This is a genomic window from Marinobacter sp. LA51, from assembly GCF_030297175.1.
Lineage (GTDB): Bacteria > Pseudomonadota > Gammaproteobacteria > Pseudomonadales > Oleiphilaceae > Marinobacter > Marinobacter apostichopi.
This window is the reverse complement of sequence record NZ_AP028070.1, coordinates 2270396-2295524: the sequence shown is the minus strand read 5'-3', so window position 1 is coordinate 2295524 and position 25129 is coordinate 2270396. Positions and strand designations below refer to the sequence as shown.

At 56.3% G+C, this 25129-nt stretch carries 23 protein-coding genes; 15 read left to right on the top strand and 8 right to left on the bottom strand.

Annotated features, from left to right (window positions below; genetic code table 11):
• Positions 1-89: 89 nt before the first annotated feature.
• Positions 90-1562: a glycerol kinase GlpK gene (gene glpK / locus QUE89_RS10535; RefSeq protein ID WP_286220049.1), complete on the top strand. Its 1473-nt coding sequence runs from the start codon at positions 90-92 to the stop codon at positions 1560-1562.
• 1 nt (position 1563) lies between these two features.
• Here glpK and QUE89_RS10530 read toward each other — a convergent pair whose 3' ends face one another.
• Positions 1564-3468: a sigma-54-dependent Fis family transcriptional regulator gene (locus QUE89_RS10530; protein ID WP_286220048.1), complete on the bottom strand. Its 1905-nt coding sequence runs from the start codon at positions 3466-3468 to the stop codon at positions 1564-1566.
• A gap of 334 nt (positions 3469-3802) precedes the next feature.
• On the opposite strand from QUE89_RS10530, the gene QUE89_RS10525 reads away from it, so the two are divergent.
• From QUE89_RS10525 to QUE89_RS10500, 6 genes are all read left to right on the top strand, one after another.
• Positions 3803-4897, top strand: coding sequence for an ABC transporter ATP-binding protein (locus QUE89_RS10525; RefSeq protein ID WP_286220047.1), 1095 nt, complete (start codon positions 3803-3805; stop codon positions 4895-4897).
• Positions 4897-5997, top strand: a complete 1101-nt coding sequence (locus tag QUE89_RS10520) for an ABC transporter ATP-binding protein (protein WP_286220046.1) — start codon at positions 4897-4899, stop codon at positions 5995-5997. Before QUE89_RS10525 ends, QUE89_RS10520 begins: the two co-directional genes overlap by 1 nt.
• The gene (locus tag QUE89_RS10515) at positions 5997-6863 is read left to right on the top strand and encodes a carbohydrate ABC transporter permease (RefSeq protein ID WP_041341724.1); all 867 of its coding nucleotides are present in this window, start codon (positions 5997-5999) and stop codon (positions 6861-6863) included. Before QUE89_RS10520 ends, QUE89_RS10515 begins: the two co-directional genes overlap by 1 nt.
• Before the next feature lie 10 nt (positions 6864-6873).
• Positions 6874-7680: a carbohydrate ABC transporter permease gene (locus QUE89_RS10510; RefSeq protein WP_041341722.1), complete on the top strand. Its 807-nt coding sequence runs from the start codon at positions 6874-6876 to the stop codon at positions 7678-7680.
• Positions 7681-7692: 12 nt separating this feature from the next.
• Entirely contained in the window at positions 7693-7968 is a 276-nt protein-coding gene (locus QUE89_RS10505; protein ID WP_286220044.1) for a DUF2160 domain-containing protein, read from the top strand.
• 185 nt (positions 7969-8153) lie between these two features.
• Positions 8154-9896, top strand: coding sequence for an ABC transporter substrate-binding protein (locus tag QUE89_RS10500; RefSeq protein WP_286220043.1), 1743 nt, complete (start codon positions 8154-8156; stop codon positions 9894-9896).
• Positions 9897-9959: 63 nt separating this feature from the next.
• Here the strand turns inward: QUE89_RS10500 and QUE89_RS10495 are convergent, their stop codons facing one another.
• Complete coding sequence (locus QUE89_RS10495) at positions 9960-10841, bottom strand: aldo/keto reductase (protein WP_286220042.1); 882 nt, start codon at positions 10839-10841, stop codon at positions 9960-9962.
• A gap of 5 nt (positions 10842-10846) precedes the next feature.
• A complete protein-coding gene (locus tag QUE89_RS10490) occupies positions 10847-12679 on the bottom strand; it encodes an alpha-amylase (RefSeq protein ID WP_286220041.1) in 1833 nt (610 codons plus the stop codon).
• Between the two features lie 265 nt (positions 12680-12944).
• On the opposite strand from QUE89_RS10490, the gene malE reads away from it, so the two are divergent.
• The 6 genes from malE to QUE89_RS10460 all read left to right on the top strand — a co-directional run bounded on the left by malE (position 12945) and on the right by QUE89_RS10460 (position 18977).
• Positions 12945-14144: a maltose/maltodextrin ABC transporter substrate-binding protein MalE gene (gene malE, locus QUE89_RS10485; RefSeq protein ID WP_286220040.1), complete on the top strand. Its 1200-nt coding sequence runs from the start codon at positions 12945-12947 to the stop codon at positions 14142-14144.
• A 162-nt stretch (positions 14145-14306) separates the two neighbouring features.
• On the top strand, positions 14307-15800 hold the full coding sequence (gene malF / locus QUE89_RS10480) for a maltose ABC transporter permease MalF (RefSeq protein ID WP_286220039.1): 1494 nt from the start codon (positions 14307-14309) through the stop codon (positions 15798-15800).
• 9 nt (positions 15801-15809) lie between these two features.
• Entirely contained in the window at positions 15810-16700 is an 891-nt protein-coding gene (gene malG, locus QUE89_RS10475) for a maltose ABC transporter permease MalG (RefSeq protein ID WP_138441701.1), read from the top strand.
• Between the two features lie 516 nt (positions 16701-17216).
• Complete coding sequence (locus QUE89_RS10470) at positions 17217-17555, top strand: hypothetical protein (protein ID WP_236744086.1); 339 nt, start codon at positions 17217-17219, stop codon at positions 17553-17555.
• 48 nt (positions 17556-17603) lie between these two features.
• On the top strand, positions 17604-18338 hold the full coding sequence (locus QUE89_RS10465; RefSeq protein ID WP_434784067.1) for a HupE/UreJ family protein: 735 nt from the start codon (positions 17604-17606) through the stop codon (positions 18336-18338).
• A 15-nt stretch (positions 18339-18353) separates the two neighbouring features.
• Entirely contained in the window at positions 18354-18977 is a 624-nt protein-coding gene (locus tag QUE89_RS10460) for a hypothetical protein (RefSeq protein WP_286220038.1), read from the top strand.
• A gap of 273 nt (positions 18978-19250) precedes the next feature.
• Here the strand turns inward: QUE89_RS10460 and QUE89_RS10455 are convergent, their stop codons facing one another.
• From QUE89_RS10455 to QUE89_RS10440, 4 genes are read right to left on the bottom strand one after another with little or no spacing between them, the layout of a single operon-like run.
• On the bottom strand, positions 19251-20291 hold the full coding sequence (locus tag QUE89_RS10455) for an NAD(P)H-dependent flavin oxidoreductase (RefSeq protein WP_286220037.1): 1041 nt from the start codon (positions 20289-20291) through the stop codon (positions 19251-19253).
• 27 nt (positions 20292-20318) lie between these two features.
• The gene (locus QUE89_RS10450; protein WP_286220036.1) at positions 20319-20516 is read right to left on the bottom strand and encodes a tautomerase family protein; all 198 of its coding nucleotides are present in this window, start codon (positions 20514-20516) and stop codon (positions 20319-20321) included.
• A gap of 16 nt (positions 20517-20532) precedes the next feature.
• Positions 20533-20910 (bottom strand): nuclear transport factor 2 family protein, encoded by a 378-nt coding sequence (locus QUE89_RS10445; protein ID WP_286220035.1) that lies wholly within the window; start codon positions 20908-20910, stop codon positions 20533-20535.
• A complete protein-coding gene (locus QUE89_RS10440; RefSeq protein ID WP_286220034.1) occupies positions 20911-21528 on the bottom strand; it encodes a glutathione S-transferase family protein in 618 nt (205 codons plus the stop codon).
• Positions 21529-21652: 124 nt separating this feature from the next.
• Between QUE89_RS10440 and QUE89_RS10435 the strand changes: the two genes are divergently transcribed.
• Positions 21653-22537, top strand: a complete 885-nt coding sequence (locus tag QUE89_RS10435) for a LysR family transcriptional regulator (RefSeq protein WP_286220033.1) — start codon at positions 21653-21655, stop codon at positions 22535-22537.
• A gap of 413 nt (positions 22538-22950) precedes the next feature.
• Positions 22951-23646: a hypothetical protein gene (locus QUE89_RS10430; protein WP_286220032.1), complete on the top strand. Its 696-nt coding sequence runs from the start codon at positions 22951-22953 to the stop codon at positions 23644-23646.
• A gap of 341 nt (positions 23647-23987) precedes the next feature.
• On the opposite strand, the gene malK is transcribed toward QUE89_RS10430, so the two are convergent.
• On the bottom strand, positions 23988-25103 hold the full coding sequence (gene malK / locus QUE89_RS10425; protein WP_286220031.1) for a maltose/maltodextrin ABC transporter ATP-binding protein MalK: 1116 nt from the start codon (positions 25101-25103) through the stop codon (positions 23988-23990).
• Positions 25104-25129: the final 26 nt, after the last annotated feature.

Genomic DNA, 25129 nt, shown 5'->3' with positions numbered 1-25129 from the left:
GGCATTTATGTTCAAAAAGGTAAAAATTCGAAAAAAATAGAACCTGACTAGATAAACCCTATAAAAAGAATCCGGACGACGAGCAGCTAATGACCCAATACCTTCTTTCCATCGATCAAGGCACCACCAGTTCCCGCGCTATCCTTTTTGGTCTTGATGGCACCATCCACGCCACCCGGCAGCAGGAGTTTCCCCAGCAGTTCCCTGCCAGCGGCTGGGTTGAGCATGATCCGGAAGCGATTTGGGCATCGGTCAGAGCCACCTGCGATCAGGTTATGTCAGCGGCCTGTGGAGCGGATGACCGAGTGCTGGCGGTGGGCATCACGAATCAGCGAGAAACTACGGTTGTGTGGGACCGACAAACTGGCGAGCCGGTCTACAACGCCATTGTCTGGCAGGATCGCCGGACAGCGGCCTACTGTGAATCCCTGAAGCAGGACGGGCTGGAGGCTCTGGTCGCGAGCAAAACCGGCTTGCTGATCGACCCCTATTTTTCCGCCACCAAGATTCGCTGGCTTCTGGACAATGTTGACGGTGTTCGGGAGCGGGCTGAGCGGGGCGAGCTGGCCTTTGGCACCATCGACAGTTTCCTGCTTTGGCGACTCACCGGAGGAAAATCCCACCGCACCGATGCGACAAACGCCAGCCGTACCCTGTTGTTCGACATCCATCGGCAGTGCTGGGATGAGGAACTCTTGGCCCTGTTCGGAATTCCAGCCTCCCTGTTGCCGGAAGTAATGGACTCTGCCGACGACTTTGGGGAGATTAGCGAGGGGGGCGCTCTGAATGGGGCAGCTGTGCTGGGTATCGCCGGAGATCAGCAGGCCGCACTTTTTGGCCAGACTTGCTTCGATGTGGGTATGGCGAAGAGTACCTACGGCACCGGCTGCTTCCTGATGCTCAATACCGGTGATAAGGCTCTGGCATCAGAGCACCGGTTGCTGAGCACGGTGGCGTATCGGCTCAATGGCAAACCCACTTACGCCCTGGAGGGCAGCATCTTTGTGGCTGGGGCTGCGATTCAGTGGCTTCGGGATGGCCTGAAGCTGATCGGGGATGCCGGGGAAACCGAGCCGCTGGCGGAACAGACGCCTCTGGATCATGGCGTTTACCTGGTTCCCGCATTTACCGGACTGGGTGCACCGTACTGGGATCCGAACGCGCGAGGAGCCATCTTTGGTCTCACCCGCGACACGGGTATCAAGGAGATTGTCACCGCGGGACTGCAATCCGTGTGCTATCAGACCAAGGATCTGCAGAAGGCGATGGAGCACGATGGTATCCGCCCCATTAACCTTAGGGTCGACGGTGGCATGGTGGCCAACAACTGGGTGCTGCAATTCCTTGCTGACATCCTTGGCGCGCGGGTAGACCGGCCATCGGTGGTCGAAACAACCGCGTTGGGGGTCGCCTACCTGGCGGGGCTTAAGGCCGGTGTTTATGGCTCGCTAGAGGAGTTGGCAGGGTTGTGGCGTTGCGATCGTCGGTTCGAACCGGTGATGACCAAGGAACACCGGGATCGACTGTACCAAGGTTGGGCCGAGGCAATCGGCCGGCTCTGAGTCAGCGGATGCCCAGTTCGCGCAGTCGCTTGTATAGCGTATTGCGGCTGATCGAAAGCTGTCGAGCGGTCTCCGATACATTGCCCGTGCAATCCCGGTACACCTGCAAGGTTCGGGTGAGTGGGTCGGTTGAAGTCTCGTGGATTTGCTCGAAACTGCTCGCGCCAGCTTGGTCTGCACGATCCGGCCGACTTTGCCGGGTGGGGGAAGCTGTGTCGTATTCCGCAAGGAAATCCTCAGGCAGGTGCCAGATATCCACTTCTTCGCCGTCGGCAATGGCGATGGCAACCCGCAGCACATTGACCAACTGACGAATATTGCCCGGCCAGGGATGGTTTTCCAGCGCTGACAGCACCTGAGGGGGTAATTCCTCGCGCTGGCCAGGGTCTCGGTGCTGGCGGTAAATATCCTGAATCAGCTCCCGTTTGTCGGTACGTTGGCGCAGTGGCGGTAGCTGCACCGACAAGCCATTGATCCGGTAAAACAGATCCGCCCGAAATTGGCCGGCATCAATCCGTGAGGACAAGGGCCGGTTGGTCGCGGTGATCAGCAGGATGTCCACGGGCACACTCTCGGTAGACCCAACCGGGGTGACCACCCGCTCCTGCAGCACCCGAAGCAGTCGGGATTGCGCTGCCAGTGGCATTTCTCCAATTTCATCGAGAAACAGGATGCCTTTGTTCGCTTTCCGGATTAAGCCCAGCGAGCCCTGCGCCCGCGCGCCGGTGAAGGCGCCCGACTCGTATCCGAATAGCTCTGATTCCACCAGTTCCGGCGGGATGGCCGCGCAATTGACGGCGACCAGCGGGGAATTCGAGCGCGGGCTGGACTGGTGCAGGGCTTTTACCAGGACTTCCTTGCCCACTCCTGTTTCGCCGGTGATCAATACCGGTACCCCTCGTTGCAGTACCTTCAAGGCTTGAACGGCGCAGCGACGCACCGAGCTGTCACCGTACTCAAGATTGAAAAGATCCTGGTGTTTCGTGCTGTCGCGGCTACCCGGATCCGCCCGTGAGCCGGTAGGGGCTGTCGTGTAATCATTGGCCTGGGCGGGCGTAGAAGGGCGTTTCAGCCGGGCACTCAAGCGCACTTTGCCCTTGGTGACGAGCTGAATGGCGGTATGTTCCGGGTGCCCCAGAATGTGCTGGCGCGAACTGGTGAATAAATCGTCGAGGTGACGTTGCACCGTGTCGGTGGCGAGCAACTGATCGGCGCGCTGGTTGCTGGCCACAATCTTGCCCGCACTGTCGCATACCAGAATGCCGGACCAGGGGCTGTCAAAATTGTCCGCGGTGGTGTTCAGCGTGATCTGGAAGTGGCTGGCTTCAAATTGCCGGATGATTAACCGGTTCTCCACCGACTGGGAAAGCAGACGCACCATACCCAGGGTGTGAGCCTGAGGCAGGTAAGCGTCGCTGAACACACTGAGTACGCCCGCGAGCTGTTTCTCGGCGTCGAAAATGGGTGCGGCCGAACCAATCAGGCTGCGGAACTGCTTGAGGAAATGTTCGTTGCGCTGGACCTGCACCGGGAGTTGAGTGGCGATCGCGGTGCCAATGGCATTGGTACCGCAAAGGGTTTCCTGCCAGTTAGCGCCGCGCTGGAGCCAGGATCGAAGGCGGACGTCTGTGACCCGTTCATCACCCCAGCTTTTTAGAATGTTGGCGTCGGGGTCGGCCATCAGAATCAGGCAGCGGCTGCTGGACAGGACATTCTGGTAATAGGGCACCACTTCCGCGGCAGTGCTGGCCATCAGTTTTTCGTGTCTCCGCTCAACTTCGTCCAGATAGGCCGGGTCGGCGGATCGGGCCACCGCTTTATCGTCGTGGCTGAGGCCCGATGCCAGGCAACGATTCCAGGAGTCGATGACGAGCTGTCGTTCTTTTGCGCGTTCGTTTTTTCGCATAACCCTGGGTCTCGATGGTCGCCTTTTGTTTTGTTGTTCGCTGAGCGCGCCGCTAGCTGTTCAGTTTAGCGGCACGAACTGTTCAATCATGTGTTCAATTGACCGGTTCGTCAATGTTCAGGCTGAACATAATAGTGTTAAACGAACATTCGAACATTCGCTAGAAAATTTCCGAGGTTCTGAAAAAGTTACGGTAAAACAATGTAGTAAGTGGTTCCACTTACAGTCTGTGAAAAAGTGGTACGTGGATTGCGTTGGCGTTTTGCATTTGTAGTGTTCGGAGTCCGCCAACACACTCCGCTTAGCGTTCGTAAAAGAACAAAAAGGAAGGTCTATGTCCTTAGTACTGGAGAATCTCTCCCATGAGGTCGATGGTGTCGATTTCATCCGGGATGCCAACCTCACCTTTGAGGCGGGTTCTTTCAATGTTCTGCTTGGTCGCACCCTTGCCGGAAAAACGTCCCTGATGCGCCTCATGGCTGGTCTGGATAAGCCGACCAGTGGTCGCCTGATCTACAACGGCACCGACGTAACCGGGCAGTCGGTCCAGAGCCGTAACATTTCGATGATTTACCAGCAGTTCATCAATTACCCGAACCTCACCGTTTACGAAAACATTGCCTCACCCCTGCGCCTGGCCAAGACGCCGGAGAGCGAGATCGATCGTCGGGTTAAGGAAACTGCCTCAATGCTGCAGATCGAGCCGTTGCTGAAGCGTCACCCCCTGGAGCTGTCCGGTGGCCAGCAGCAACGCACGGCCATGGCCCGTGCCCTGGTCAAGGATTCGACCCTGGTGTTGTTTGATGAGCCCCTGGTAAACCTGGACTACAAACTGCGGGAAGAGCTGCGGGCGGAACTGCGTCATCTGTTCCGGGAGCGCCAGTGCATTGCCGTGTACGCAACTACGGAAGCCAACGAAGCACTCGCCCTGGGTGGCACGACTACCTTGCTACACGAAGGGCGGGTGGTGCAGAGCGGACCGGTGATGGATGTATACCGGGCACCGGTCAATACGCTGGCAGCCCAGTTGTTCAGCGAGCCGCCAATGAACATGATTCGGGGTCGGGTGTCGGCCACCGAAGTCACCTTTGACGAATACTCCCATCACGCCCTGACACAGGGGTTGTCGAAGCTGACGCCAGGCGATTACTGGTTCGGTATTCGCCCAAGTCACATCGGCCTGGTGCCGACCAGTGATGATGATCTTGAGATGTCTATGGAGGTGGAGCTGAGCGAAATCAGTGGCTCGGAAACCTTCATGCACGTTGAGAACAGTCATTTTGAAATGGTGCTGCAGCTGATGGGCGTTCATTCCTACCACACCGGTGCGCCGGTCAAGGTCTACCTGCCGATCAATAAGCTGTTCGTATTCGACAGCAACGAACAGCTGGTGCACACCCCGTCCCAGGTTTCAGGAGGAGCTGCCTGATGGCTGAAATTCAATTGAAATCGCTGGCGCACAGCTACAGTGCCACGCCAACCGGAGCGGAAGACTACGCCATTCGCCAGCTCGACCATGTCTGGGAGAAGGGCGGTGCCTACGCACTGTTGGGCCCCTCGGGCTGTGGCAAGAGCACCATGCTCAACATCATTTCCGGGCTGCTGGCGCCCTCAGAGGGTGACGTCCTGTTCGACGGCCGCCGGGTGAATGAATTGTCGCCCAGGGAACGCAACATCGCCCAGGTGTTCCAGTTTCCGGTGATCTACGACTCGATGACGGTATTCGACAACCTGGCGTTCCCGCTCAAGAACAACAAGGTGCCCACCTCCCAGATCAAGGCCCGGGTCCACGAGATCGCGGAAGTGCTGGAAATCGGGGACAAGCTCTACAAAAAGGCGAAGAACCTGACTGCCGATGAAAAGCAGAAGGTGTCCATGGGGCGTGGCCTGGTGCGCGAGGACGTCTCGGCGATCCTGTTCGATGAACCGCTGACGGTGATCGATCCACAGCTGAAGTGGAAGTTGCGACGAAAGCTCAAGCAGATCCACGAAAAGTTCGACATCACTATGGTGTATGTCACCCACGACCAGCTCGAGGCGTCCACCTTCGCTGACAAGATCGCGGTGATGTACGGCGGACAGATTGTTCAGTTCGGTACGCCAACGGAGCTGTTCGAGCGGCCCAACCACACCTTCGTGGGTTTCTTTATCGGCAGTCCGGGGATGAACCTGATCCCGGTTGAACGGCGCCCGGATGGGGTGATGTTCAACGGTGTGTTCGTACCGCTTGAGCCCTGGCAGAACAGCCTGCTGCAACGGGTGAAGAGCGATAACCTGAAAATTGGTATCCGTCCGGAATTTATCGAAATTTCTGAAAGCCCCTCGGATGATTCCCTGGAGGCTGCGGTCCTGGACGTGGAGGATCTTGGCACCTACAAGATTGTCACCGTTGAAGTGGGTGGCAAGAAGCTAAAAGTGCGCCAGAGCGAAGATTTCCACAGCGACGTGGGCGCCAGTGTTCACCTCCTTTTCCCGAAACAGTGGCTGATGCTGTACGTGGATGAGTTTCTGATCAAGGAGCAGCAGTGATGGTCAAAATACCCAATAACCGTGCCTGGTGGCTGGTGCTGCCGGTCTTCCTTCTGGTTGCCTTCTCGGCGTTGGTACCGTTGATGACGGTCGTGAACTATTCGGTTCAGGATATCTTCGGACCTGGCCAGGCCTACTACGTGGGCACCGAGTGGTTCAAAGAGGTACTGACCAATGAGCGGTTGCAGGATTCATTGCTGCGACAGTTCCTGTTTTCCGGTGCCGTGCTGATGATTCAAATTCCCCTGGGTATCGGTATTGCCCTGATGATGCCGAAATCTGGCATGAAAGCCTCGCTGGTGCTGATTCTGCTGGCGATTCCGCTGCTGATTCCCTGGAACGTAGTGGGCACCATCTGGCAGATCTTCGGCCGTGCTGACATCGGCCTGTTCGGCTGGGCACTGAATTCCATGGGCTTTGATTACAACTATACCGGCGACACTGTCGATGCCTGGTTTACCGTGCTGTTGATGGATGTGTGGCACTGGACGCCGCTGGTAGCGTTGTTGTGCTACTCGGGTTTGCGGGCGATTCCCGAGGCGTTTTATCAGGCGGCGGAGATTGATCGTGCGTCAAAGTGGGCGGTGTTCCGTTACATCCAATTGCCACGCCTGAAAAACGTGCTGATCATCGCGGTGCTGCTGCGTTTTATGGACAGCTTCATGATCTACACGGAGCCCTTCGTACTGACCGGTGGTGGCCCGGGAAGCTCAACCACGTTCCTGAGCCAGACTTTGACCACGATGGCTATCGGTCAGTTTGACCTGGGCCGCGCGGCTGCGTTCTCGCTGATCTACTTCCTGATCGTATTGCTGATTTCCTGGCTGTTCTTTACCGCCATCACTCACGCCGACAAAGAAAAATAAGGAGGGCGCGATGAAACAGACACGTTCCAAAAACATCGGGATCACGATCTACATCGTGCTGCTGCTGACGCCGATCTACTGGTTGCTGAACATGTCGTTCAAGACTAACCAGGAGATTCTGAGCGGGCTGACCCTGTGGCCGGAGAATTTCACCTTCGCCAACTATGCGACCATCTTTACCGACCCGAGTTGGTACAACGGTTACCTGAACTCCATGCTGTACGTCTCGATCAACGTGGTGATCACGCTGCTGGTGGCGCTGCCGGCCGCCTACGCATTCAGCCGCTACAAGTTCGTCGGCGACAAGCATCTGTTCTTCTGGTTGCTGAGTAACCGCATGGCACCACCTGCGGTTTTCCTGCTGCCATTCTTCCAGCTGTACTCGTCCATTGGCCTGTTCGACACCCACATTGCGGTCGCCCTGGCGCACTGCCTGTTCAACGTGCCGCTGGCGGTCTGGATTCTGGAGGGCTTTATGTCTGGAGTGCCGCGCGAGTACGACGAAATGGCCTACATTGATGGTTACAGTTTCCCGAAGTTCTTCGTGAAGATCTTTTTGCCGATGATTCGTTCCGGCATTGGTGTGACCGCGTTTTTCGCGTTCATGTTCTCATGGGTTGAGTTACTGCTGGCGCGAACACTGACCTCAGTGGATGCCCAGCCCATTGCTGCCATCATGACCCGAACGGTGGGGGCGAGCGGGATCGACTGGGGGGTTCTGGCGGCCGCCGGTGTGCTCACCATCATCCCCGGCATTCTGGTGATCTGGTTCGTGCGTAACCATGTTGCCACTGGCTTCGCTCTTGGACGCGTTTAAAGGAGAACAGACATGCTTGCGTGGATGAACTGGACTCCGTCCGTTGCCATTTTTTTCGCCGTCATTGCAGCCATCCTGGCGGTGATGACCGTTTACGAAATCGTTTCACCCTGTACCGAGCGAAAGGGCTTTCTGCCCATCGCCACGACCCGGGGTGACCGCCTGTTCATCGGCTTGTTGTCGGCGGCGTATATCCACCTGACCTTTCTCGCGGTTAGCGATATCACGCTCGTGGTTGCTCTGGCAGTGTCGGTGGTTTGGCTGCTGGTGCTGTTGCGCTGGGGCTAGCCGGCGCTGGAAAGACTGAGCGTGCGGTTGTAAAGATTTCGCAAACGAACTAATTTCTGGATCATGGTCGGAATCGATCAGTTTTCGGTTTCGACATGAAAGAATAGCGCCGTAGGAGCGCTATGACTCTGGAAGCGGGGCAGGGGCTGTTCCGCTCCATTCAATAAGGACGAACGAGGTCGGATATGTTTAAGAACAATAAATATCCCCGAACCATGCTGCTTGGTGCCGCGATCGGTGCTGCGGCGCTTGGTTTGAGCCTGCAGGCCAGTGCCAATGAAAATCTGGACGCGGCCGAAAAGTGGGTGAACAACTCCTTCAAGCGATCAACGCTGACCAAAGAGCAGCAGATGCAGGAGATGAAGTGGTTCATTGAGGCCGCGAAGGAATTCCGTGGCATGGACATCAACGTTGTCTCGGAAACCATCGCTACCCACGAGTACGAATCTAACGTTCTGGCCAAGGCCTTCTCCGAAATCACTGGCATCAACCTGACGCATACCCTGATTCAGGAAGGTGACGTGATCGAAAAGCTGCAGACGCAAATGCAGTCAGGCCGCAATATCTACGACGGCTGGGTAAACGACTCGGACCTGATCGGCACGCACTTCCGCTACGGGAAGGTAATGCCGGTTGAGGACATCATGAACGGCGAAGGCAAGAACCTGACTTTGCCGACTCTGGATCTTGAGGACTTCATCGGTCTCGAATTCACCACTGGTCCTGACGGCAAGCTTTACCAGCTGCCAGACCAGCAGTTTGCCAACCTGTACTGGTTCCGCGCTGACTGGTTCGAGCGTGAAGACCTGAAGAAACAGTTCCAGGACATTTACGGTTATGAGCTGGGTGTGCCGGTTAACTGGTCCGCCTACGAAGACATCGCCGAGTTCTTCTCAGTCCACGTCAAAGAGATTGACGGCGAGAAAGTCTATGGTCACATGGACTACGGCAAGAAAGACCCGTCACTGGGCTGGCGTTTCACTGACGCCTGGTTCTCCATGGCTGGTGCCGGCGACAAGGGACTGCCTAACGGTCTGCCCGTTGATGAGTGGGGCATCCGGGTTGACGAGTGTCATCCGGTAGGGTCGAGTGTCAGTCGCGGTGGTGCTACCAATGGCCCGGCTGCCGTTTTCGCCACCACCAAGTACGTCGATTGGCTGCGTGAATTCGCGCCGCCCGAAGCCCAGGGCATGACTTTCTCTGAAGCCGGCCCGGTTCCGGCACAGGGTGGCGTTGCCCAGCAGATTTTCTGGTACACCGCGTTCACGGCCAGCATGATCGAAGACGGCCTGCCGGTAGTCAACGAAGATGGCACGCCCAAGTGGCGGATGGCTCCGTCTCCTCGCGGCCCCTACTGGGAAGAGGGCATGAAGCTGGGTTATCAGGACGTGGGTTCCTGGACCTTCATGAAGTCCACCCCGGAAAAGCGTCGCCTGGCTGCGTGGCTGTATGCGCAGTTCACCGTGTCCAAGACCGTGTCACTGGAAAAGACTATCGCGGGTCTGACGCCTATTCGTGAGTCTGACATCGAGTCTGAGGCGATGACGGAAATGGCGCCCAAGCTGGGTGGCCTGGTTGAGTTCTACCGCAGCCCGGCTCGGGTACAGTGGTCACCAACCGGTACCAACGTGCCTGATTATCCTAAGCTGGCGCAGCTGTGGTGGCAGTATATCGCCCAGGCCGCAAGCGGTGAGGCAACTCCCCAGAAAGCACTGGACGGATTGGCGCAGGCTCAGGATCGCGTTATGGAGCGCCTGGAGCGTGCCAGCGTAATGCCGAACTGTGGTCCGAAGCTGAACGAGGAGCGTGATCCGCAGTACTGGCTGGATCAGCCGGGCTCGCCGAAGGCCAAACTGGCCAACGAAAAGCCCAAGGGCAAGACCGTTGCCTACGATGAGCTGTTGAAGACCTGGGAAGAAGCCCGCTAAACGCGGTATTCCTTACCAGAAAAAAGCCCGGTCCACTATAGAGTGAGCCGGGCTTTTTTGTGTTTAGGCTACGCGATGGCCGCGGACCGCCTCGAGCAACGCATACCAGAGCGACCTAGGCAGCACGCTCTGGGCACCGGCCTGGGCTGCCCGAATGCGAGACTCGCGCATGGAGCCCAGAACCGGGATTGGCGCACCTGGCAGTTGCCGCAGCCAGGCAATGGCGAGGCCGGTTTCGCACAGGCCGGTTTCCTCTTTCGCTGCCTCCAACAGTTCCTGCGGCAGGGCATTGGCCAGCGCGCCACCACCTAGCGGAGACCACGCCAGCCAGCGCAATCCATCCTTCAGGTGCGCCTCCATGGTGCCGTCGAACAACGCCTCGGTATGGCTCAGCGACAGTTCGCTCTGGTTACACACCAGCGGTAGCTTGCAGTTGTGCTGGAGCCAGCGCCATTGCTCCGGCAGAAAATTGGATACGCCGATTTGCCGGATTTTGCCTGCCTCGACCGCTCGTTCCAGCGCCGCCATGGCGGAATTTGCCTGCATCAGCGGATCCGGCCGGTGAATCAGGAAGGTATCGACTTGCTCCACCTGTAGACGCATCAGCGCGCGATCAATGGCGTTGGCAATATAGCCAGCCTCGGCGCGGTAGTGCTTGGTGTTCCAGCGGCTTTCGTCCTGATGCCCGTGAATGATGCCGGTCTTGGTGATGATTCGCACTTTCTGACGCAGGCTCGGATCGGCGGCCAGCGCCTCACCAAAAATTCGCTCACACTCGGTGTCGCCATAGATGTCAGCGTGGTCAAACACGTTCAGACCTTGTTCCAGCCGCGCATTGATCCAATTGGCCAGGTTGGCCGGCTTGGTCAGCTCGGTGTGATCATGCAGCCGCATCATGCCGAGGATCAGTGGCGTATGGGCCAGGTAGTCGGTTGAGTTTGTCATCAGTGCTATTTCCTTGCGAAGGCGACGATGATTCGGTCGTCCCCATGAGTTCTTGAGAAGGTGTAGGGGTGCTGACTTATCAGCTGGTGAGAACCGGCGCCAATAGCTGGGTGGCGGTCCCTGAATTGTCCCAGGGCCTGCCAGTGGCCCAGGATATTGGCTGTCTCTGGCTGTTCAAGGTCAGCCCAGTTCATGTCTGACCGGGTTCCCTGGTGCGGGTCCGAGCCCGTTGCTCCGAGGGAGCGTCCGGTTTCATCGCCGTAGAAAATCTGTATCGCGCCGGGAGTCAGTAAAAGAGCCGCGGCAGCCCGTTTCTGCAATACCGGATCATCGCCTGCAATGCGGCTGAACAGGTTGGTGTCGTGAGATGAGATGTAGCTCATCACGTTGAACGGAGTCTCGCCATGCATTTTGCTGGCGTAGTCCTGATAGACCGATTCCATGGCGGGCAGGCATTTGGCGCCGGCACTGGCCTCTTCTTGCAGGTCGAAGTTAATCACGGCGTCGAAACCAGCGTCAAAGTAACCGCTGCGGTGAACCGAATGCGGGAACACTTCGGCCACCATCCAGAACTCCTCGGCGGGCAGGGCGGCATCCGGGTTGGCGGCACGGTAATCGTTCAGCGCCTGCTGGGCCTGTTGCTTGAGTTCGTTCCAGGCTTCAGGTTCAACGTGCTTGGCGGTGTCAACCCGGAACCCGTCTACGCCAAAGTTCCGAACCCATCTGGTCAGCCAGGTAACGAGGTAGTCACGCACGGTAGCGTCAGCGATGGTCTCGGCCCGGGTTGACGACTTGTTTTGCAGGAATAACGGCAGGTCCACGGTCTGCTCGGACTCGGTTTTGAAATCGGGCAGGAACGCGAGGGAGCCGCGCTGGGCATCAATCGAGGCGTTCGGCGGGGTGTCATAGTCAGCGATACCGGCTCTGACCCAGTCCTTACCCCACCAGTGGCGCCAATCGCTGTGGTCGTAATCGATGAAGGCATGGTAGGCGTGGTTGTTCTCCCAGGACTCAGGCTGCCATTGGCCCCACTGCTCGGGCAAATGCTTCTCGAAGCCGTCATACAGGGAGCCGAAACCGAAGGTTTGCATGTCCTGCAGAGTGCTGTAGCCGGGGTGGTTCATCACCACGTCCATGACCACGCGAATGTCCCGCTTGTGGGCTTCGTCGACCAGCGTGCGAAATTCTTCCCGGGTGCCGAAGTTGGCGTCGGGCACGGTGAAATCGAGGGCGTAGTAGCCGTGGTAGCCATAGTGGCGGAAATCGCCCCGGTCGCCGCCGCCGACCCAGCCGTGTATTTGCTCGAAGGGCGGGGTGATCCACACGGCATTCACCCCTAGCTGACTGAGGTAGTCCAGTTTCTGGATCAGACCGGCGAAATCGCCGCCGTGGAAGGTGCCAATCTCGCCTTTGCCGTCGCGCTGGCGGCCGTAATTCAGATCGTTGTCCGTGCGGCCATTGGCGAAACGGTCTGTTACCGCGAAATAGACAGTGGCACCTGCCCATTTGAACTGGCCAATGCTATCTTCTGCCGGCTCCAGCAAAACCAGACCTTCGGCGCCATCTGCCGGCTTCAGGGTTACCTGGCCATCCTGAACCCTGGCCATACGGCCGCTGTAAAAGTCCCGAACCTGCTCGCCCTCGGCAAAGGTGTTGCCGACTGGGATACTGATCTCGCTGGTGCTGGCCTCGCAAAACATGTCTGTCGGAACGGCGCCTGGCGGGCCTGCCACGGCAGCGGAGTGGGGGCGCTGCGAATTATCGGTCGCACAGCCGGTGATCAGCAGCGCAGCGGTCAGGCCGGTCGAGAAAGACAGTGGGGTGACGCAGGGTTTCATGGTGTCAGCTCCGGTTCGGATTATGGTTCTTATGGATGACATGAGAGCAGAGTTGGAATCGGGGTGGTAGACGGAGATCTCTACGCCTTTCTACTCCCCCGCGCTACGCCTCGGGGAATGAAATAAGGGGGGATGCTTATTTAGCGCAGTTGCAACAAAGTGCAAAGACTCGCAAAAGAGCATTTTGCGTTCATCCCGGCTCATCAACACCTCGCGAACGGCCGGACAACAAGAATAAGGCAAGAACAGACAGAGGAAACACCTGATGAATCGTCGACTCTTTATTCGCAGCACCCTCGCCGCATCTATCGTCGCCGCCACGGTTGGGCTATCCGCGCCTGCCCACGCAGAAATCGAATCGGGCAAGCTGTTGGTGTGGATCAATGGTGACAAAGGCTACGATGGCCTGCAGGAAGTGGGTGACTGGTTCACCAAGGAAACCGGCATTCCGGTTGAGGTTGCCCACCCTGACAATGCCACCGACAAATTCCAGCAGTCTGCCGCTACCGGCAATGGTCCCGACATCTTTATCTGGGCCCATGACCGTTTTGGTGAGTGGGCTCAGAGTGGCATCATTTCCGAGATCAAGCCTTCCAGCGAAGTGGTTGATGCCAACTACGGTTTCACCTGGGATGCCGTCACCGTCGACGGCAAGAAGTACGGCTATCCCATGGCTGTTGAATCCATTGGCCTGATCTACAACAAAGACCTGCTGCCTGAACCGCCAAGCGCCTTCGAGGACATTCCCGAGGTGCACAAGAAACTGGCGGAAAATGGCAAGAAGGCGATTCTTTGGGACTACAACAACACCTATTTCACCTGGCCGATGCTGGCAGCGGCCGGCGGCTACATTTTCGCTGAGTCGGATGACGGTTCAGTGAACGTGAAGGACACCGGAGTGAACACCGAAGGCGCGGTCAAGGGCGCACAAGCGCTGACCACGTTGATCGAGGAGGGCGTTATGCCCCGTGGCGCCGATTACAGCGCCATGGAGTCGAGCTTCAATAAAGGCGAGACTGCGATGATGATCAACGGTCCCTGGGCCTGGGGCAACCTGGAGAAGAGTGGCATCAACTTTGGTGTAACCACGCTGCCCACCGTTGACGGTGAGCCCAGCAAGCCGATGGTCGGTGTTATGGCGGCGACACTGAACTCAGCCAGCCCCAACAAGGACCTGGCCGTTGAATTCCTGGAGAACTACGCGCTGTCCGTCAAAGGCCTGAAAATGGTGAATGACGACGTACCGCTCGGCGCTGTAGCCAACAAGGAGTTCATGGACGAGCTGTCGTCAAACCCGAACATCAAGGCGACGTTTGAGAATGCTCAGCTGGGTGAACCCATGCCCAACGTTCCCGCCATGGGAGCCTTCTGGTCATCCATGGGGCCGGCCCTGCAGAACATGACCTCTGGCCGACAGCCTGTCGAAGATGCCTTGAACGCGGCGGCCCAGCGCATCACCCGGTAATACCGGTGGGCCGTTCGGGCAGCAGGGATCGCTGCCCGTAACCGCACGAGTACACCCATGGACGACAATCTGCCACCGCCCCCTGAAACGGTGGCAACCTACGGGCTGACTACAATGATAACGGAAACCCTGTCCTCTCCCGGAATCGAAAGCAGATACTTCATGTTTCGAGCATTTTTGAAGTGGGGCGCTCTTGCCGCCTTGATTGGCATGTCGCTCTACCTGATCCTGGCCTTGTACGCCCAGCGCGAGTTCGTATTCGCCATTCTGTTCCTGGTGCTTACAGCCTCCGCGGTGATGGTGTTCTTCAACCGCAAACTGTACGCGCACCGGTATATCTTTCCGGCGATCGCCGGTATGGGCCTGTTTGTAATCTTCCCGCTGATGTACACCATTGGCATTGGTTTCACCAACTACAGTGCCAGTAACCTGTTGAGTTTTGGGCAAGTGCAGGAAAACCTGCTGAGCCGGACCTACCAGTCCGAAGCGGTTCGCTATGACTACGAGCTCTACAAGACCAATGCCGGTTACATCGTTCACCTGAAGGGCAAGCACCAGAATCTGACCTCGGCGCCCATGGAGCTGGAAGCGGGCGAAACTTCAGCGCCGGTACTGCCGCTGTCGGGCCAGCCCCGAGGCGAGGCTCTGGGCATTCGCGACATCATTCAGTTGCGCGAGTTGCTGTCGCAGGTGACGCTGATCACCGAAGACGGGCGTGAACTCAGTCAGGCCAGCTTGCGCTCCTTCGCGGCGATTCATCCGCAATTCAGTCAGCACGACAATGGCAGCCTGACAGACAATCAAACCGGAACAACCTATTTTCCCGATCACGAGACTGGCTTTTACCGCAGTGCCGATGGCGAGACCCTGTCGCCAGGCTGGACCGTCAATATTGGTTGGGACAATTACCTGAAGGTGGTCAGCGATCCGACCATCCGTGGTCCTTTTTTTCAGATCTTTGTCTGGACGCTGTCTTTTGCCGTAGCTACCGTGATCTTCACGTTGGCCCTAGGCCTGTTGCTGGCCAACCTGCTGCAGTGGGACCAGATACGGGGCAAAGGCTTCTACCGCACCATGCTGATCCTGCCGTACGCGGTACCGGCGTTCATTTCGATCCTGGTGTTCAAGGGTCTGTTCAACCAGAACTTTGGTGAAATCAACCTGGTACTGGAAGGCCTGTTCGGGCTGCGCCCAGACTGGTTCAGTGATCCGGCGCTGGCGCGAACCATGATCCTGATAGTGAATACCTGGCTCGGCTATCCCTACATGATGTTGCTGTGCATGGGGCTATTGCAGGCCATCCCCAAGGATCTATACGAAGCCTCCGCGATGGACGGCGCCGGCCCGGTCAGCAATCTGTTCAACATCACATTGCCGTTGATCATCAAGCCGTTGATGCCTCTGCTGATTGCCAGTTTTGCATTCAACTTCAATAACTTTGTCCTGATCGCACTGCTGACCGGTGGTGCACCCGACATTATTGGTGCAAGCACGCCGGCCGGAACAACGGATCTGCTGGTGAGCTACACCTACCGGATTGCGTTCCAGGATTCCGGACAGAACTTTGGTCTGGCTGCCGCTATTGCCACCGCCATCTTCCTGGTTGTGGGCGCGCTGTCGCTGGTCAATCTCAAACTGTCCAAGATCAAGGTATAGGAGCTTCCCATGGCGATGGTTCAACCCCAATCAACCAAATACCGCGTGCTGGCTTCTCACCTCGGCATGCTGGCTTTCATCGCAATCGTGCTGTTTCCGCTGCTGATGGTTATTTCGATTTCCTTCCGCAGTGGTAACTTTGCCTCAGGCAGCTTGCTGCCGCAGAACCCGTCCCTGGAGCACTGGTACCTGGCGTTTGGTCTGCCTTATACCGGGGAAGACGGAGTAACCACCCAACCGCCGTTCCCGGTGCTGCTGTGGCTCTGGAATTCCATCAAGGTGGCGGTGGTGTCATCGGTGCTGATCCTGGCGCTCTCGACCACCAGTGCCTACGCCTTTGCGCGCATGCGCTTTGCAGGCAAGGGTGCAGTGCTGAAGTCGATGCTGATTTTCCAGATGTTCCCGCCGGTGCTGTCGCTGGTAGCGCTGTACGCCCTGTTTGACCAGATTGGCAATCACGTCAGCTGGCTTGGCCTGAACACCCACGGTGCCGTGATTGTTGCCTCCCTGGGCGGTATGGCGCTGCACATCTGGACCATCAAGGGCTATTTCGACTCCATTGACCGGTCCCTGGAAGAGGCTGCCATTGTTGATGGTGCCACCACCTGGCAGGCGTTCCGATATATCCTGCTGCCGCTGTCGGTGCCCATCCTGGTGGTGGTGTTCATCCTGGCGTTCATCATGACCATCATGGAATACCCGATGGCCTCGGTGCTGCTGGTGGATACCGATAAGCTGACACTGGCCGTGGGTGCGCAACAGTACCTCTACGAACAGAATTACCTCTGGGGCGATTTCGCAGCTGCTGCTGTGCTGTCTGGCCTGCCCATCACCCTTATCTTCCTGTACTGCCAGAAATGGATTGTGGGTGGCCTGACCGCCGGCGGGGTGAAGGGCTAGGCGTTACCTTTACGCGACAACAGCGTCTTCCAGCGTACTCTTTCGCGACCCGGTCAGATTAATCCCCCTACTGACCGGGATTTTTTTGTTCTTCCGTGTGCTTGTCACCATTTTTTGGCCGAACCGGACAGGTTTTGGGGATCTAAGCCTTCGGTTTTGGCTGGCCCTATGTTTCCCAAAACAAAAGCGAACATTCGCAGCACCCCAAATTTCGGATTCCTCCCGAATTGCACAAGAAATGTCTCTGCATTCACCCCATTCCAGAGGTGGCGGCGATTCAACTTTGCCAAGCGGCGGTTAGAAGGCAAACCACTCAACGATGAACGAATAGAACTTCAACAGATTTTGTTTCAAGCTTTGTCAAAGTGGTGACTGTGAACACATTTACCATGTTTAATTCCGATCCCCCATGGGGCGGTGGTATCCTCTGTTTTCGTTGAAATCCAACCACAGACTCGACCCATTAGATTGATGATTTCGGCCATCCACCAGAGAAAGCTGCTTCCGACGCTCGTCATGCTGTTTGCATTGGCGGGCCTTTCATTGTCGGTGATTGGCGAGTCGTTCTCTCACGGTGTGGCTGAGTTAGCGGGCGATTGGGAATCCCAGTCTGACGCTAATCCAGGCAGTCATGGTGGCCATGGACACCCCCACGATTTTGACGAGGAGCCAGAGACATCATCACTGCATCATGATGCTGGCAACCACACCCACGAGACCGTGGACCAGCTCAGAATTCCATTTTTTTCCCAAAGCCTGACCGTTCTCCGGCAGCCCGTGCCCTTTGCCGGAGGTTCTCCCCGCAGTTTGCGCTATCGGCTTGAACGCCCTCCAAAAGTCTCCCTTTCCACTTGATTCTTGCCGCTTTCGCGGCCCGAGAAAACAAATTCGATTGGAGTCTTTATGTTGTCAAGCTTGCTTGGCGGTTGTCGTGGTGTGTCCTCAACCGGCACCGGCAGTCGTCTGTTCTGGATATTTCTGACCCTGGGTTTGCTGGGTGTGAGCACCGATGCGCTCGCCCACGCAGTCGCTCAGGGCGACAAGGGGTACATCCAGGAAATTACCGGGATAAACCTCATTGCGTTCATCTATCTGGGGGCCAAACACATGGTCACCGGCTATGACCACCTGCTGTTCTTGCTGGGTGTCATTTTCTTCCTGTATCGCATGCAGCACATCGCGATCTACGTGAGCCTGTTTGCCCTGGGGCATTCCACCACGATGCTGCTGGGGGTTTACTTCAACGTGGGCATCAACAGCTACATCATTGATGCGATTATCGGTCTGTCCATCGTCTACAAGGCACTGGACAACATAGGTGCCTATCAGCGGTGGTTTGGCTTCCAGCCCAACACCAAGGCCGCCACGTTGATTTTCGGGTTCTTCCATGGTTTCGGCCTCTCCACCAAGATCATCGAATACGACATCTCACCGGACGGCCTGATTCCGAACCTCCTTGCCTTCAACGTGGGCGTGGAAATCGGACAGTTGATCGCACTGGCCATGATCCTGATTGCCATAAGCTTCTGGCGAAAAACCGACGGATTTTTCCGCCATGCCTACACCGCAAACGTGGCCATGATGAGTGCAGGTTTTCTGCTCTTTGGCTATCAGCTCACCGGTTACTTTGTCGCCTGATTCTGGAGATTCCCCATGTACAACACCGATATACCCAACCGTGAAGAACTGCCCAGCACCGCCAAGCTGGTTCGATCAACCATTGTTGCCGCTGTTGTGGCGCTGGCTCTGCTGGTAACCGTGGTCATGCCCGCCGAATACGCCCTGGACCCAACCGGCGCAGGTCAGCTTTTGGGCCTGACAGAAATGGGCGAGATCAAGGAACAGCTCGCCGAAGAAGCGGCTGCTGACGAGGCTGCCCAAATGGTTGCGGTGCAATCCTCGGTCGATCAGAAGGCCCCGGAAGTCAAAGGACCTGTCGTGGCTCAAGCCGTTGAGGAACCGCAGTGGCAGGATGAAGTGCGTGTGGTCCTCACACCAGGAGAAGGCACCGAATACAAACTCACCATGGAGGAAGGTGCCGTAGCCCGGTTCTCCTGGGTGTCAGAAGGTGGCCCGATCAACTTTGATACCCACGGTGATGGAGGCGGACAGTCAATTTCCTACGAAAAAGGCCGGGGCGTGCCTGAAGACGAGGGCGAGCTGGAAGCAGCCTTTACCGGCAATCATGGCTGGTTCTTCAGAAATCGAAATGATAACGATATCACTCTGGTACTTCGTACCGGGGGAGGCTACGGGCAGTTAAAGAAAATGTTGTGATTAACTCTTAGAAAAATGGAACGACATCCGGTCCCGTGTGCTCACAGGGCCGAATGTCTCTTGAGGAGCTAAATGGTGCTTGGGGAGTTATCCGCGGGGATAACTTCCAAGCTTGTTCCGAGTGCCGTGGAAGGCTACGAAAGTGGTCGTAATAAGGTGCTTCCGAATGTTCGCTTCGCGACCATGGCGAGGCTTTAGTGCCAGCCGAAAACTCTAATCAGAGGTGCAGCTTAAACACGGATGTTCACGCGGGAATTGATTCGACAGCAAGCACTACTGAACACCCGCCAACCTCAATGTCATTTTGTCAGCTGAGATTTTTGCGCACCCCAGGGTATTTTGCCCCGCCCAAAGTGGCGAAAAGTCTCCTTTGCCGAGTTTTTCCGCCTCCGATCTGATAGGTGCCAGTGCAGCTGACGCATTGGGAAAGTCAGGCACGCTCGAACTGATGGGGCCTCGCTCTCGCATCAACCGGTTGACAATTCCGCGAGCTGGCCGGCCGGAAAATACGTTGGTGATCTCGGTGTGGGAAGATCGCTCGGACTGGAGGGCGTCTCGGTGGATGGCACTGGTTTTTGCTTCGGTACACAGCAGGTAAGCGGTGCCGACCTGGGCGGCGATGGCACCGAGTTGTGTGGCTGCATTGACACCTTCGGCGGAGGCAATGCCGCCAGCCGCTATCACCGGCAGCTTCACTCTGGATTTGATTTGGGGGATTAACGCGAAGAGACCCATGTGCAGGCCAAGGTCGCCAGACAGAAAGTGCCCGCGATGACCACCGGCCTCTAGCCCCTGGGCGATAACTGCGTCCGCGCCTCGCTGCTCCAGCCACAGGGCTTCGGCTACGGTGGTGGCACTGGCCAGTACTTTAACGCCATTGGATTTGATAAAGGCCAGCAGGTCGGGGGCCGGTAAGCCGAAGTGGAAGCTGACCACCGCAGGCTGCAGTTCCGCCACGAGCTCGGCCGTCTGTTCATCAAAGGGTCGACGGCTTGCGCCGCCGGCATCTTCGGTTATCTCCAACCCCAGTTCCTCGTAATAGGGTTGCAGGCTTTGCCGCCAGGCCGCGTCTCTCTCGGGGTTCGCTTTTGGCGGGCGGTGGCAGAAAAAGTTTAGATTGAAGGGCCGGTCTGTCGCGGTCCGGATCCTGGCGACTTCTTCGCGTATTTTTTCGCCTGTGAGCATGGCACAGGGGAGCGAACCCAGCCCTCCCGCTTTGGAAACCGCTATGGTCAATGCGCTGTCCTGCACGCCGGCCATGGGTGCCTGAATCACTGGGTAGTCCACGTTCAGAAGTTCCCGGAGGGTGGTCATGGTGAGTTCTGCTCCCCTGTTAGTTGGTTATCGCTTTCGCAGTTCAGTCACGGTTTCCCCTTTTACGCCCCAGTTGTCGGTCGACACTTCGTCGATGACCACGTGGGTGGCGGCGGGGTTCTTGTTCAGGACATCGACCAGTAGCTGCGTCGTTCCCTGAATCAGCTGGCGTTTCTGTTCGACGGTTACGTTTTCGTCGGTGACTTTGATGTTGACATAAGGCATTCGAAATTCCTCGTATTTAATGGTTTTGGGTGTTCACTTTGGCGGTGGCTGGCGCGTACATCTTGTTGACGATCTTCCAGACACCGTCTTCCTTCAGGAAACCCAGATAGTCGGTAAAGTTGCCGTGGGGAAGCGGGCACGCCACTTTCACCATGGCCTGGCTTCCGGCCAGTTCCACCCGGAGGATGTGGTAGTTTTCCGGGTGTCCGATGTCCGCCGGTATAGGACGCGTTGCGACATCGGCCAGCCATTCATCCAGTGTACGTCGCAGGCCCGGTGCCTTGAGTACACAATCTCGGTGAAACAGCGGTGCCAGTCGGTCGGCATCCCCCGTGTGCAGGCCCTGAAAATACTCATTTACCATGGCTTCCAGTTGGGGTTGTTCGGTGTCCATTTATGCCACAGCCCCTGCGCTGTAATCCTGTTCCCGCTGAATGGCCCGCTGCATGCTGTCACGCTTTAATACGGCATCCACCATCTGGCGGCTGTTCGGGCCGAGTACGATATCCACGGGGAAGAAGTTGCCCCAGCGCGAGTACACTGCCAGCAGAATGTCGGCGGGAGAAATGTCCTGTCCCCCGAGGAAGGGCATGTGCTCCAGCTTCGCTTCCACCACCTGCCAAAGTTTGTTGATGGCCACCGCCGCGGAATCGAAGATTTGCTGCCTTACTGCGGGATCCGTCACATTGGCCTGGGCAAAGAACAGTCGTCCGTAGGCGGGGTGCATGGTGGCGTTGGCAAACATCATGTGTTCGATGGCCTGGTGCCGTGCGTCACCCCTTTCCGGGATCAGTCGGTTCTTATGTTTGTTGAGCAGGTGCAAAATGATCGCCACGCCTTCATTCAGTACCTTATCCCCATCCACCAGCACGGGGACGGTGCCGACGGGATTCAGGGTTTCAAAGTGGTCGGCTTCCAGCTTGTGAACCAGGGTACTTTCCTGGTCGAGCTCGTTAAGAATCGCCTGCGTGGCCAGTGAACAAGCGCCAGGAATGAAATAGAGGGTGTACATGATAAACCTCGTTTGTTGATTGATTGCGTGAGTGCAGTGAAAGTTTGTTACTTCCCTTGTCATTCATAAATGGCAATAATGTGATAACAGTATCAACATTTGGGAAACAGTAGGGTCGGGCGGTATGGATAAGTTGCGGGCAATGCGAATGTTCGTGCGGGTGGTGGATGCCGGTAGCTTTACCAGCGTGGCCAATGAGCTGAACGTCACCACGTCGATGATCAGTAAAGAGATCGGACGACTGGAAGAGGATCTGGGGGTCAGACTGCTGCATCGCTCGACTCGGGGTCAGCAGTTGACGTCTATCGGCGAGGGCTACCTGAAACGATGCCGGGAATTGGTGGCTCAGGTGGACGACGCGGACGCCTATGTGCAGCACATGCAGGAAAACCCGCGCGGCAAGTTACGCATCAATGTCCCCATGGCGTTGGGCATTACCGACCTGTCCCAGTTGTTCTCCGCCTACATGAAAAAATATCCGGATGTGGAGTTGGACATACAGCTGGGCGACGAAAGCCTGGATCTGATCGAGCATGGTTTCGATCTGGGGTTCCGGGCGTCCAGCCAGATGCTTGATTCCAACTATGTGGGCAAGCCGCTGGTTCGTTTTACCTACAAGGTGTGCGCGTCCCCAGGCTACCTTGAAAGCCATCCGCCTATCCGGGACGTGGAGGATCTGGCCGCCCATAACTGCTTTGTATACAGCTATTTTAAGTCGGGAAATTTCTGGCCGTTGGCGCAGGGTATCACCGTCGGGGGTTCCCTAAAGGTGAACAGCACATTGTTCATGAAACAGGTGATTGAGGATGGACTAGGCATCGGATTTCTTCCCAGTTTTGTGGCCAGAGAAGGCATCGAAATGGGCAAGCTGGAGGAAGTCCTACCCGATGTGACTCGACCCGACCTTACGCTGTACGCGCTTTATCCGAATCGGCAGTTTTCCCAGCCCAAATTACTCAGCTGCATCGAGTTTCTGCAGTCCTGGTTTCTGTCGAGAAAACTGGATTAGTCCCTGCTAGCTGTGTGTACGCTTCTGTTCTCGCAAGCCAAACGTCTCAGAAGTCTTCCCAAATGTTCGCTTTGCGACCGTCCCAGGCCTCTCCTATTCCTAAACAAAAGCGAACTGTAGAACCGTCGTTATTTCGGACTTTTTTCGCGAGATTGACCTAGCCTCAGCTCCACTTATCTCATTGGTCTTCTAGACAGATTCTTATTGCTCTGGACTTCTACCGGACTGCCTTTCCGTAAATTTTAGCTTGAAATATAATGTATTAGTATTATCAGCAATGAATAGCACTCAAACTATTGGAGAAAATTGAGTTTTCGAGATTTTGCGGGCTGTTCAAGTCTTGATCGCTCAGTTTAGAACGCAGCTATTATTTTAGGCTTGTGTGTGAGCAATGTTTGCCTAAGGAGATATCTTTGGCTAAGCGAAAAACAATAAGGTTCTCGGCTGGAACTCCCGGCAGCCCCTATTCGGGAATGTGGAGAATGGTTATAAAGGGTGACGATGTTTATCTTGGCTTCTCTAGGGAAACTATGGGTAACATCAAGGTAAGCTTACATCAGAGTGGAGTTTGGACTTTGTCTGCGACACAGCAGTCAGGTTGGACTTTTCCTGATGGCAATCGCCGGGCAAAAAGATGGACCAGACCGATAGAAGAGCCGGACGGTGTGGGTCGAGGGCCGGTGATATTAGTTCCATATAACTTTATAGGCGAAAGGAGGATTTCTGATAAAGAAAGGAAAAAAAAGGCTATTTGGTACGAGGCTCCTAATCCGGGTGAGGTTTTGGAATTTAGTATTTATTTTGTAAAACAAGGAGTGCAGTTTAATCCAAGACGAGATGAATCTATCTTAGCTGAGTCGAATTGTAAAAGCGGCAAGCGGGTAATTCTATGCGGACTTATCCGGCAGTCCGAGAACGATTTTTTGAATACTTGCGATAAAATGATAAATAACAACCCAGTGACAACAAATGACGTAAGCCAATTTTTTAATACGTCAATGCTGTGGTTTACCCAGAGCACCGACCAATATCAAGTGCCCATCATTGTCGACCTTCCCGTAAATCTCAAAATCAATACAGATAGTCCAATGGTTATCTGTAAAAAATAGGCTGGATGGTCAGCTTAGATCTGACTCGAAGGCCCATGGATCTGGCTCTTGGCTTACGGACGGCCTAAGTTCCAGTTCTCTTCATCACATTCGGGGCTGGTCTGTTCGACTTCGGGCGCGACTTTACCGCTGATTAACGTCAGCGTGCTTTGTAAATAAAGCGTTATCACCAAATCTGAATGTCCGCTTTGCGACCAAGGCGGTCGATTGATGGCGTCAATCTTCGGCCGTGTTGTGCTTTAATCACTATTGAAGTAGCGAATTCTTTTCCTTTCTTTTTACTTTTATCAGGCACAAAAAAAGGGAGCCTTGGCCCCCCTTGATCACAGCTTGTTACCGACTCAGAAGTCGATGCAAGGTTCCTGGTACAAGCGAGGGCAGGCAGCACCATCGGCCCGGAACAGGTGACACTTGTTGCCATTGAGCCCCAGGGTCATGGCGGCGCCTTCTTGAATCGGGTTGCTGCCGTCGGTACGCATGGTCTGCACACCCTCAATGTTGTCCAGTTCCAGGTGCACCAGCGTCTGGTAACCCAGGCGCTCGACCACGTGTACTTCGCCTTGGACGTACATGTCGGCTTCCTGATTTTCCTGCAGGTGCTCCGGGCGTATGCCAAGGGTAACCTGCTCGCCAACCGACAGATTGCCGCCGTTTACCGGCAGCTCCAGGCGGTGGTCACCGGCCAGCACAACGGTCACGCTCTGGCTGCTGGCGGCCTCAACTACACAGTCGATGAAGTTCATCTTTGGTGAGCCGATAAACCCGGCGACAAAGCGGGTGGCTGGGTAATGGTAGAGCTCCATCGGCTTGCCGACCTGGGCAATGGCACCGTTGTCCAGTGCAACGATCTTGTCGGCCATGGTCATGGCTTCGACCTGATCGTGGGTCACGTAAACCATGGTGGCGCCCAGGCGCTTGTGCAGCTTGGAGATCTCGATGCGCATCTGAACCCGAAGTGAGGCATCCAGGTTGGACAGGGGTTCATCGAACAGGAACACTTCTGGCTCTCGGACGATGGTGCGGCCAATGGCCACACGCTGGCGCTGGCCGCCGGACAGGTCCTTGGGCCTGCGCGCCAGCAGCTCGTCCAGCTGCAGGAGTGTTGCTGCATCCTGAACGCGGCGCTCAATCTCGGGTTTCTGGGTTTTGGCAAGCTTCAGGCCAAAGGCCATGTTCTCGGCCACGTCCATGTGCGGGTAGAGCGCATAGGACTGAAACACCATGCCCACTTCTCGGGCCTTGGGCGGCAGGTCGTTGACCCGATCATTGCCGATGTACATGTCGCCGGAGGTGATGTCTTCAAGTCCGGCAATCATGCGCAGCAGCGTGGATTTGCCGCAGCCCGAAGGACCGACAAATACCACGAATTCACCGTCCTGAATGTCCAGGTTCACGTCTCGGGTGACCTGGGCTTCGTCATAGCTTTTGCAGATATTACGTAAAGTGACGCTGGCCATAACTGGAATCTTCTTGTTTGGTCTTA